8 protein-coding genes are annotated in these 11,473 nt (G+C 60.8%); all 8 read left to right on the plus strand.

All coding sequences use genetic code 11. The annotated features are described in order from the left end of the window. Positions 1 to 2: 2 nt before the first annotated feature. From tssH to AB9K37_RS07260, 8 genes are read left to right on the plus strand one after another with little or no spacing between them, the layout of a single operon-like run. Positions 3 to 2,570, plus strand: a complete 2,568-nt coding sequence (tssH, locus tag AB9K37_RS07225) for a type VI secretion system ATPase TssH (protein WP_369836546.1) — start codon at positions 3 to 5, stop codon at positions 2,568 to 2,570. Further along, positions 2,557 to 3,270 carry a transporter substrate-binding domain-containing protein gene (locus AB9K37_RS07230; protein WP_369836549.1) on the plus strand — a complete coding sequence of 238 codons (714 nt, stop codon included), beginning with the start codon at positions 2,557 to 2,559 and terminating at the stop codon, positions 3,268 to 3,270. Before tssH ends, AB9K37_RS07230 begins: the two co-directional genes overlap by 14 nt. Beyond that, complete coding sequence (locus AB9K37_RS07235; RefSeq protein WP_369836552.1) at positions 3,267 to 4,187, plus strand: FHA domain-containing protein; 921 nt, start codon at positions 3,267 to 3,269, stop codon at positions 4,185 to 4,187. The genes AB9K37_RS07230 and AB9K37_RS07235 overlap by 4 nt, the downstream gene beginning before the upstream one ends. Continuing rightward, the gene (tssJ, locus tag AB9K37_RS07240) at positions 4,184 to 4,741 is read left to right on the plus strand and encodes a type VI secretion system lipoprotein TssJ (RefSeq protein WP_369836554.1); all 558 of its coding nucleotides are present in this window, start codon (positions 4,184 to 4,186) and stop codon (positions 4,739 to 4,741) included. Before AB9K37_RS07235 ends, tssJ begins: the two co-directional genes overlap by 4 nt. Continuing rightward, positions 4,738 to 6,063, plus strand: a complete 1,326-nt coding sequence (gene tssK, locus AB9K37_RS07245) for a type VI secretion system baseplate subunit TssK (protein ID WP_369836556.1) — start codon at positions 4,738 to 4,740, stop codon at positions 6,061 to 6,063. The genes tssJ and tssK overlap by 4 nt, the downstream gene beginning before the upstream one ends. Before the next feature lie 3 nt (positions 6,064 to 6,066). Next, on the plus strand, positions 6,067 to 6,939 hold the full coding sequence (locus AB9K37_RS07250) for a DotU family type IV/VI secretion system protein (protein WP_369836558.1): 873 nt from the start codon (positions 6,067 to 6,069) through the stop codon (positions 6,937 to 6,939). Continuing rightward, positions 6,932 to 10,363, plus strand: a complete 3,432-nt coding sequence (locus tag AB9K37_RS07255; RefSeq protein ID WP_369836560.1) for an ImcF-related family protein — start codon at positions 6,932 to 6,934, stop codon at positions 10,361 to 10,363. The genes AB9K37_RS07250 and AB9K37_RS07255 overlap by 8 nt, the downstream gene beginning before the upstream one ends. Before the next feature lie 12 nt (positions 10,364 to 10,375). Further along, positions 10,376 to 11,185 (plus strand): hypothetical protein, encoded by an 810-nt coding sequence (locus AB9K37_RS07260; protein WP_369836562.1) that lies wholly within the window; start codon positions 10,376 to 10,378, stop codon positions 11,183 to 11,185. Positions 11,186 to 11,473 lie beyond the last annotated feature (288 nt).

Here is an 11,473-nt window from a genome sequence, read left to right on the forward strand (position 1 = left end):
TCATGGTTCAACTTGTCAAACTGGTGAACAAACTTTCCCCGCAACTGCGCGGGGCGCTAGAGAACGCGGTGGGCGAGGCGGTCAAGCGCAAGACCCCGACCGTCGAGGTCCCGCACTGGCTGTTTCACGCGATTTTCGGCAGCGACACAGGGCTGGCGGGCCATCTGGAAAAGCAGGGTGTGAATCTGTCCGATTTGCAGGCCGAACTGGAGCGCCAGATGCCGCACGGCTCTGGCGGGTCCGACAACAAACCGACAATTTCCGGCTCGATCTCCAAGGTTCTGGAAGAGGCGTGGCTGATCGCCTCGGTCGAGTTGGGGCAGGGCGCGATCCTGCCAGAGGTGCTGGTTCTGGCGACCTTGGCCCCCAATGCCTTGGGGATGCGGTCTGAACCGGTCAAGGCGCTGTCCAGCATTTCGACCGATAAGCTGCGGGCCTTTGCAGCAGAACGCGGGGCCGGGCTGGTGACCAGCACAGCGACCGGTGGCGCCCCCAGTGGGGCAAGCGGCGCAGCGGGCGAAGGGGCCTTGGCGCAGTTTACCGTGAACCTGACCCAAGCGGCGCGGGACGGGTCCTTGGACCCTGTGATGGGCCGCACAGAAGAGATTTCCAAGACGTTGGACGTGCTGCTGCGCAAGCGCCAGAACAACCCGATCTTGCTGGGGCAACCCGGCGTCGGCAAAACCGCAATCGTCGAAGGTCTGGCCCAGAAAATCGTCGCTGGGGACGTTCCAGAGCAGCTACAAGGGGCCGAACTGCTAAGCCTTGATATGGGTCTGCTCCAAGCGGGCGCGAGCGTCAAAGGCGCGTTCGAAGAGCGGCTGAAAAACGTGCTTGCCGAGGTGAAGGCCTCGGAAACGCCGATACTGATGTTCATCGACGAAGCCCACACCATGATCGGCGCTGGTGGGGCCGAGGGGCAGAATGACGCCGCGAACCTCCTGAAACCGGCTTTGGCCCGTGGGGAATTCCGCACTGCGGCGGCGACCACCTATGCCGAGTACAAAAAGTACTTCGAAAAAGATCCTGCGCTGTCCCGCCGGTTCCAGCCCATTAACGTGGATGAACCCAAGCCCGATGCAGCAGTGAACATCCTGCGCGCGGTGTCCGATAACCTGTCCCGCCATCACAACGTTCTGGTGCAGGAAGAGGCGATCAAGGCCGCCGTCGATCTATCCGTCCGCTTCATGCCCGCGCGGCGGCTGCCGGACAAGGCGATCAGCCTGATGGACACTGCTTGTGCTCGCGTGGCCTTGTCCCAGCACAGCCGTCCCCAGCAGATCGAGTTTCTAGAAGAGCAGCTGCACTTTGCCGAGGTCGAACTGGACCGCGCGATCAAGGATGCCAAGCAGTTCGGACGCGGTGCCTTTGACGGATCAGTGATGGAGGGCGGCATTGCTGAGCTAAAGGCCGATCTGGACAGCCGCGTCGCCACATGGGAGGCCGAGAAAGGGCTGGTCGAAGACCGCCTTGCCGCCGCCCGCGCCGCGCTAGAGGCAGAGGGCGAAGAGATTGGCGCGCCCGAAATCGATCCAGATCACAAGGACGAATACGTCTACCCTTGGGTCACGGCGGCGACTATTGCGACCGTGGTGTCGGACTGGACCGGCGTGCCCGTCAGCAGTCTGGAAAGCAGTGAGGCGCAGCGCCTGCTGACTTTGGAGAACACCCTCAAAGAGCGGGTTCTGGGGCAGGACAGCGCGATCGAAGCCATTGCCCGCAGCCTGAAAATCAGCCGCGCGGGCCTGACAGACACCCGCAAACCCATCGGGGTCTTTCTGATGTGTGGACCGTCGGGCGTGGGGAAAACCGAGACAGCTCTGGCCATCGCCGAGCAGGTCTTTGGCGGCGAAGACGCCATCACGACCATCAACATGACCGAGTTCAAAGAGGCGCATAAATCCTCGATGCTGCTGGGGGCTGCGGCCGGTTATGTGGGTTATGGCAAAGGGGGCGTGCTGACCGAGGCGATCCGGCGTAAACCCTACAGCGTGCTCTTGCTGGACGAGATGGAGAAAGCCCACCCCGCGATCCACGACATCTTTTTCCAGATCTTCGACAAGGGGCATATCAGCGATAGCGAAGGCACAGACGTCGACTTCCGTAACACGATCATCATCATGACCTCGAATGCAGGCGGCGAGGAAATCCGTGACTTTATCGACAGTTGCGACCATGATCCCACGTCCGAGGAACTGACCGCGAATCTGCGCCCGCAACTGCTGAACTTCTTTAGCCCCGCCTTTATTGGCCGGACCGAGGTGATCGCCTATCGCCCGCTGAATGCCGAAGTGGGCGGCAAGCTAACGGAAATCCACCTGAACCGGATCAAGAAACGGATCGCCGCGCAGTATGGCGCCAGCTTTGACTGGGATCAGAGCTTTGTGGATTACGTGGTGTCTGCGAACAACGACCCGCTTAGCGGTGGGCGTGCGCTGGAGCAGGTGATCAACAAGAACTTCCTGCCGCGTCTGGCCGAGGCCTGCATCCAGCAGGTGATCGACGGCGGAGCACTGGAATCCATTCATGTTGGCCACAACGGAAGCGAGGTCACACTTGAGATGGCCTAAGCCCCATATCTGCGCGGTTGCTTTGGTGGCGCTGGCTTTGCCAGCGTCCGGCCAGACGCGCGATCCGATCCAGCTCGCGACCCAGAACCTGCCGCCCTATCACATGCTGGTCGACGGGCAGATCAAGGGCGTCGCGTTCGACCGCGTGACCTGCGCGCTGGACCGGATGGGGCAACCCTACGAGATCATCATGATGGACTGGTCTCAGGCACAGTTGCAGACGGAAAATGGGGATGTCGAGGGTTTCTTCGCGGGTTCACCGAACAAGGCGCGGGCGGTCTACGCCACCCCCTCGGACCCCGTGATCACAGAGGATCTGTCGTGGTTCATGCTGCCAGGCCGCGACATTGACCCCACGAACGAGGCTGACAAGGTCAGCGCCCGTTACAGCGCAAAATTCGCCACCAGCAAATGGCTGAAGCTGAAGCGTGATGGTTACAACGTGATCAAAAAACCCCGTGATGCCGAAGCCCTGCTGAACATGCTGCGCAAGGGCGAGATCGACGTAGCGCTCGAGTATGAATTGATCTTTCAACACTATATGCGCGCGGCAGACATGAAGGGGGATGACCTGATCAAGATCCCCAGCAAGTCCCAGTCAAACATGGTGCATTTTTCGCACAGATTTCTTGCTGCGAACCCGCTGTTTTTGGGGCGGTTCAACAGCTTTCTCGCGATGTGCAAGGCAGGTGAGAAATGACCGTTAGCATTCAATTGATCCGCATTCCCGAAGGCGAGTCTCTGGTGCACAGAGAATATTACGCCTCTGACCTGCCCTTTGTGATCGGGCGCGAATTCGACTGTGATCTGGTGCTGCCGGATCAGGACCGCAAAATCTCTCGGCAGCATGCAGAACTGCGCTTGAATGATGCGGGCCGGATCGTGGTTCTGGATCGCTCGACCAATGGCACGAACATCAATGGCAAGGATCTGTGGAAGGGTGACGAAAGTCCCTTGGCCGACGGGGATCGCGTGAAAATCGGGGAATACGAGCTGCTGTTCGGCATTTCCAAAGCGGCCGCGGCGGTCGATGTCCCCGCAACCAAGCCCAAGAACGGCGCCATCCCCAAGAAACCCTTCACCCTGTCAGGGGTGAGCGGGTTTGCCAGTATGGACGGGGTGGAGAACACCGAACTTCTCGCCGAAGAAAAGGACGACCCCGCAGATTTCACCGAAGGCGGCGTCGATCTGGAGGCTGACCTGCTGTTTGACCCCTTTGCCGAGGGGCCGGAGCTAAAGGAAACCGCAGCTAGGCCGGCTAAACCCACCATTGATGTCGAACCGGACGACGACGCGCGTCCGATGCCTTTTGACAGCTCGACCTTGGATGAGCAGAGTAGCATGCCCCCACGCCCCGTGCTGCGCCAGACCGGATGGCTGGTCGCACCCGACCGCGAGGCCAACGAAGCCGCAATTGAAAGCGCGGTCGCGCGGCTGTTGGAGCTGGTCGATCCCGTCGCATTGGAAAGTGAATATCGCGAATATTTAGGGCCGTTTTCCCGCACAGGCCGCCGTTTCTGGAAAATCCACAAGCGGATGTTCGCGCGCAAGCGCGACAGCGGGGAATACGTGCGCCTCTTCAAGGCAATTCTGGCAGAGGAAATCAAAAAACGATGACGATCGAGCAAAGACCCCCATTCCTGCCTTTGATCCTGGCCGCCAGCATTGCACTGGCGGGCTGCGCCCCCGAAGTGGACCCGACACCGGTGAACAAGACCCTTGTCGTAACCGCAGGGCCGAATGTGAACCAGTATTCGGACGTGGCGCACCCTGTGGTGATCCGGCTCTATCAGCTGTCCAGCCGGAGCGAGTTCGAGGCGGCGAATTTCTGGGATATCTTCAACAATTCCGAAACCTTGGCTGGTGTCGTGATCGACCGGCGTAGCCTGTCGCCCCTCTATCCGGACGAAAAGCGGCTGGTCGCGCTGGATCTGGAGCAGGACGCTTTCTATCTGGGGGCGTTTGCCGAATTTGCGGACTATGAACAGCAGGCGTTCATGGACGTGGTGCCGATCAGCGCCGACATTCTGGACGCCGGTGTGACCGTCACGGTTACGTCCTCTGGCGTGGCGATCAAGTATCGCGGGACCGATCTGGATGCGGACGCCCCTGCGCCGAAAAAGGGCCTCTTTAGCAAGCTGAAAGGCGTGTTCGGAGGGGGCGACGCATGAGCCTTGAACGAAACGTCGTCTGGTCCGAGGGCATGTTCATTGCCCCCCAGCATTTCCAGCAGTTCGACAGGGCGATGCGGGCCTATGCCGAAGGGCTGGCGCGGCTGGACGCATGGGGCGACGACTATGGCTTTGCGCAACTGGAGTTGAATGCAGAGCATTTCGGCATCGGCAAACTCTCGGTCCGTCGCGCGGTCGGGGTGCTGCCGGACCGAACCTATTTCGAACTCGACGCCGAGCAGAGCATGGATGTCCCAGATGGCACTGTCGAAAAGACAGTGTATCTGGCGGTGCCCTTGGCGCGGCTGGGGACGACGCAAGTGGGTCAGCGGCGCGGCGTCCACCGGATGCTGAGCGAGCGTGTCGACCTGCACGATCTGTCCGATCACATGAACGAACCGATCGATGCCGAGGTCGCCAGCCTTGGCGTGTGCCTGCGGATCGAAGGGGATGATCTGTCAGGCTTTGCCGTTATTCCCGTGGCGCGCATTCTGGAGAAAACCGCCGAAGGCGCGCTGGTGCTGGATCGCGGGTTCGTGCCGCCCGCATTGGCGATTGCGGCCTCTGACACGCTGATGGACCGCCTCAGCGATATCATCTCACTTGCCCGTGCGCGGGCGGCCAATACCGGCGGCCGGATCGAGGCCGTCCGCAATTCACAGAGTATCGGCAGCTTTATCAGCGAACGGCTAGAGCTAGAGGCCCTGAACCGTGGTCTTTTTGCCCTGCAGAACGCTGTGGCGCAGCCCCAGACCTCTGCACGCAGGGTCTATGGCATGCTTGGCGAGTTGACCGTCGCTCTAGAGGCCGCAGATGCCCAAGTGACCGACCCGCTGTTGGTCTATGATCCCCGAGAGCTCGGGCCAAGCTTTGACGCGCTGTTCACCCGCCTGCGCCGCAAACTGACGCTGCAATCCGAAAAATCGGTGGTGTCCTTGCCGTGGAACACCGAACTCTTTGAAAAGCGGCGGCTTCTGCGCATGGTCATCCAACCGCGGATGCTGCAAGAGGGGCGTCGCCCGGTGCTGTCGGTCTCTTCGCCGCTAGGGAATGCTACCCTGCGCGAGATCGTGCCATCGGTCTGCAAGCTGGCGGGTATCACAGCTATCCCCGAACTGGTGCAGATGGGTCTGCCGGGGATCCGCCTGACCCCCTTGGGTACTGCCCCGTCAGAGCTGCGGGACAAGGACGGCTCGGCCTTTTTCGCGGTCGATACCGGATCGCCCCATTGGCAAAAGTTCATCGAGAAAAAGGAAGCGCTCGCCATGCATGTGGACGACCGCATCCCGACGCTCACCTCGACTATGTATCTGCTGGGTTAAGAGATGGCCGACACCCACGCCCCCACGATGACACTGACAGCCGATGGGATCGCAGGCCCCGAGACAGGGGCGATGCGCTATCCGGTCTCGCTCAGCCCGTCGGTGCTGCAAAGCATCGAGCGGACGCTTCGCGCGGGGCAGGAGTCGGGCACCGGTCTGATGCAGGTCTCGGCAGAGTTGATCGGTCTGTGCGGGACGGTCCGCCGGATGCAGGACATCCGCGAACCTCATCTGGTGCGGGCCGAGATTGCACGCGCGATCATCGATCTGAAATACCGTGTAGTGCAGCTGGATTATCCGCCATCGGTGGCTGAAAACCTGTGCCTCGTATTTGCGATCGTGATCGACGAATTCATCCTGACCAGCGATTGGGGCAAGGAATCCGGCTGGGAGAACCTGACGCTGGTGGCTGACCTCTTCGGGTTCCGCGATGGCGGCGACCGGTTTTACAACATCGCGGAACGGGCCTTGATGCAGCCCAAGGCGCTGAACGAGTTTCTGCACCTGATCTACATCTTCCTGAAGCTGGGATATCGCGGCCGCTACACCGTCGGTCAGGAAAAAGAACGCGACCGCCTGATCCACCGGCTCGAGCGTGTAATCGACCACCCTGATCTGGAGGTCGCACCCACCCAGTTTGGCCGCGAAGTCCGCAAGACCCGTGCGTTGCGTCAGGCGATGCCATTCACCCGCAAGCTCTATTTCGCGGGGTTGGCGGTGCTGTTGATGGTGGGTTTCGTGGTCTCTGCCCGCTTTGCCGAAGAACGGACGGCGGCGCGCACTCTGGATCGGTTCCGCGCTGAAACCGGCAGCGGGACGACTCCTGTCTACGTCTATTCAAGCGAGACCAAGACGACGGTGGTGCGCAATGATTGATGCCGTCTTCCGCAAAGCAATGCGCCTCCGGATGGGGCTGTACACGTTCCTTGCGACGATTTCGCTGCTGTTCGCTGTGCTGACCTACTTTGCGGTGGGATTCGCTCAGGCGCGGATCTGGCTTTTGGTGGTGATCGCGGTGCTGGTGATCCTGTCGGTGATCGTATCGGTTCTGGTGGTGGTCTACCGGAAATCCATCTGGCCCGACGATCCTGTGCGAGAGGCCGAAAAAGCCCTGAAACGCGATATGAAGCGGTTGGTCCGCAGCCTGTTTGCCGCCGCGCCGCGCATCGACAGCAAACTGTCGCGCGTTCCTGTGAACCTGTTCTTGCCGGTCTCTGCCTCGGATGACACCAGCTGTCTGACCGAGACGGGCTATACCGCTTTTGGCGAACCGCTGGTGCGGGATGGCGTGCGGCTCTCTCTTTGGGGATCCTCGACGGCGCTGGCCATCCGGTTCGAGTTGGCGGGCGGCGAAGAGGCGCCATCGGACGTAATCACCGCACTGGGAACGGCGCTCGTGCGGCACCGGCCCGCGATGCCGATGAACGCCATTTTTCTGGACATGGACTTGTCTGAACTGCCTGCGCTGGACGGTGTTAATCGGGACCGTATCGGGGTGATTAATCTGGTCCTGAACCGTCTGACCGAGAAACTGGCCGTCTCGCCGCCGCTGCACCTGATGCTGCGCGGATTAGAGCAGAACGAGGATTTGGTCCGCGCCGCGATCCTGACCGAGAGCATCGGCGAAGAGCGTGTTTTTGGCGGCTTCTTGCGCCACGATGGCGAAGAGCGCGGCAATCCGGTCCATGCCCTGTTCACGCAGATGATACAGCGCATCGAAACCCTGCGGCTGGACGCCTTGGAAAAGCAGCTTGCGCCGGATTTCTGCGCCTCTTTGATCAACGCGCCCTCGCAACTGCAGGCAATCGGGATGCAGACAGAGGCGGTAATCAAGCCGCTCATCCGACCCTTGCCCCCAAGAAAAGACCCGTTTGCCCTGCACAGCATCGCCTTTGCGGGCACGTCGTCGGGCGACAAACCCGCCGATTTCCTAACGCGGTTCTATGCGCAGCGGTATTTTCAGGATGGCGAGATGCCCGTCGCCTTGCCCGCGCCCGAGGGCAGCATCAGCGCCCGTCACGGCGGCGCGCTGGCCGCAGCCTACCGCACCGAAGCGTTCGCAATCGAGCCGAACCGCAGCCAGCTGTGGCGGCAGGATCTGAAGGGCAATCTGGTGACCGTGGCATTGACCGCCATCGTGGCCTTGTTCGGGACCGCGATGGTGATCAACATGCGCAACTACCGCGCGGTGAACACGCAGGTCGAAGAAGCGTTCGAGGATTATTTTCAGGCGATGGCGACCTCGGCCCAAGGGGCAGACGGGCTGAACACGCAAATCAATGCGCTCTACAAAATCCGGTCTTCGTTTGACGGATACGATGCCCTGCCCAAGCGGCCCATCCCGGTGTGGCTTCCGAAAGGGTCGCTCGAGTCCTTCTATCAGCGCGCTTACGAGAAAGAGTTGACGGGCCCGTTCCAACTCGCGCTCGCCGACTATCTGGAAAAGGACCTGTTCGCCTACAACGCGCTGGCGGATGGGGTGACGCTGTTCTCTTTGGCCCTGAACGAGGCAGAGTTCTACACCAATCAGGCCAGCAACGCCGAAGGTTTGACCACCTATTTCAGCCGTGCGCTTGCCGAAGAGGGGCAGGTCTCGGCCAAGGATACGACCTCCAGAGAGGCTCTGCTTGGGGACCTTTTTGCACTGAACCAGCCGCCGCCGGCACGGAATGCGGAACTGAACACCGTTGTGGCGAAAACTCTGACGGGGCAGAACACCGCGGACCTGCTCTACAAGCTGCTGCTGCGCGAGCCTGAATTTGCCGACCGTGTCGATCTGCGCGCCAGCCTTGGGCCTCGGTTCTCCGAGGTGTTCGAACCGCCAGAGGATCCCGCCACCTATTTCGTGCAGCGCGCCTTTACCCGCGAAGGGTTCGACGCGATGTACCGGAACGGCGAAATCGCGGCCCTGCGGGACATGATTTCGAACTACGATTTGCTGGTCGGGCAGATGGAAGAGACCGAGATCGACAACCTGCTGCGGCGTGTCGGCGATTTGTATATGGCTGACTACATTGGTCGGTGGTCCGACTTCTTGGGTGCCCTGAAACTGCACGATGCCCGCGATTGGGAAGAGGCGCAGGTCCTGATGAAGGCGCTGGTCAACACCAGCGAAAACCCCGTGAAGAAACTGGTGACGGCCCTGCAAAACGAGGTTGCGATCACCTTTCCACCGCCGCTGCCCCCCGCCAAGGATGGCGAGAAAGTGGACCCCATGGTGTTGGCCCGCTTCGAGCAGTTGCAGAATTCCCCGCAGGCGGTCGCGGCGCGCAATATCTCTGCCGCGTTTCAGGAATATCTGTTCACGCAGGACATATCGGGCAAGCAATTGACTCAGTTCGACATCCTGCTGGCCTATGCCCGAGAGGTCGCCGCTTGGCTGGATGCCGCCGTCGCCGCTGGCACCGGCACGGGCAAATTCCTGTTCGATCAACTGGTGAAATCCGAAAGCGCGACGCCGCTCGCGGTGCTGGACAACTTTGCGCAGCGCAGCGAATTGCCGATTGTGCGCAGCTTTGGCGTGGCCCTGTCGGGCACGCTGGACCGCGCCGCGATGAACTTTGTGCAGAGCTATGTGGACGGGCAATGGCAGCAGCGGGTGTACGATCCCTATGACTCGTTGCTGTCGACGATGTTCCCGTTCGACGAACAGGGCAGCAGCGAAATCACCCTTGCCGAGTTCACAGAAATCTTTGGCCCCGAAGGCGCGATCCAAGCCTTCAAGACGCAGTTCCTGTCGGCGTTCGAGGCGCAGCCTGGCACGTTCCAGATGCGGACGACCTTCCTGCCCCAGAACAGTATCGGCCTGTCATTCGAGACCGAAAAGATGCTGCTGCAGGCCCGAGAGATCACCGAGTCCGCGTTTGTCGACGGCAAGCCCTATGCGAAATTCCGGCTTCGCGTCAGCTACATGGACCCCGCTCTTAGCGAGATGAACCTTAGGTCTGGCGCGACCCTGCATCGCTTTGCCCACGGCCCCATGGCCTGGAGCGATCAGGCTTGGCCGCTTGCTGGCATGACCGACAGCGATCTGGATCTCAGCGTCTACATGCGCTCGCGGCCCGTGCTTGAAAAGCGGTTCATGGGCACTTGGTCCTGGTTCCGCCTAGCCGAGGCCGGCGCGGGCAGCATCGACCCCTCGACCGGGGTCGCCGAAACCACTCTGGATATCAACGGCAACCTGATGGCGTTGCAGTTTGATGTCGCCACCCGCAGCACGCCCTTTGCGCCGCGGTTTTTCTCTCGTTTCCGTTTGCCAGTACGTCTCTTCGAAACCTACGCCATCGAACCTACGCAATAGGGAGTGCGGGACATGCCGGATGATGATCGTGATATCAAAGGAAACGCCACAGAAGCGTTCGAAGCCGTAAGCTGGCAAGTGGCTGGGGCGCTGACAGGGGACGCCGCTATGCCGCTCATGGCCTATCTTCAGATGGTCTACGAGATGGCCCGAGAGGTGAAATCGCCAGACGAGGAACTCGCATCCAACCCTCAGTTCATCATGAACGGGCATTCGGGCCGCGGCTCGCCCAAGACAAAGGGTTATTTCGGTTACCGTAAAGGGCTGTCGCTGTTTTCCTCTGCTGCAGGGTTCACAAGCAAGATTGCCTCGACTGCGACGCAGGTCGATGTGGGTGGCGTGCTCAAGGAAAGCAATGCGATCGGATCGTCTATCGGGCACCTGTGCAAAGTCCGCGCAACCGGTGCGCGCTACCGCCAGAGCGAAACGATCACCCGCTGGGTCGATGCAGTTCAAACGGCCAAGGGCCTGAAGATTGCTGTGCGCTCAGTGGATTTGGCTGGTGCGGCCATTCCGATTGGAGCCGTTGGGTTGGGCACGGGGGTCGCGAGTGCTGTGGCTAAAGCGGGGATCAAGGTGACCATTGGGGGACTGATGGGCCGCGTCGCGATGGAGCTACACTGGCGTGCGTTCCAAGAGGTCACAATCAGTCGTGTCTTGGTGGCCCCGAATGGCAAAGCCGTGGGACCCGCGAGCGCGATCCTGTATGAGCTATTCACCAAACGTGGCATGACCCGCATCTTCGGACAGCATGACATTGCCAACATGGTGAAGGAGCCTGCGGGATGGTTGGCCGTGCGCGACAAGCTGATGCTGATGTGAGTGGCCGTCTGGCCGCTGCGCTTTCAGAGTTTGGGTTGGGGTGTGATGCGTTGCAAGAGCGGCTGGGTGGCCGCTCTTGGAAAGTTTTGTATTCTGGGCTGCCCCACGTCCTTAAGCTAGCGGCAGATGGCGGGGTTGACCGTTTGCATGTCAACGGCGGAGTAAAATTCGGCCATTGTGGCGGAGCAAAAGTCGGCCAGTTTGGGGCGAGCGCCTTGGAGCGTGCGGCCCTCATATAGCAAGCCCGGTCCAAGGCGCATTGGCCGTCAGGCCAATTCTGTGAGGTTC

The sequence above is a fragment of the Donghicola sp. XS_ASV15 genome, assembly GCF_041224595.1.
Lineage (GTDB): Bacteria > Pseudomonadota > Alphaproteobacteria > Rhodobacterales > Rhodobacteraceae > Donghicola.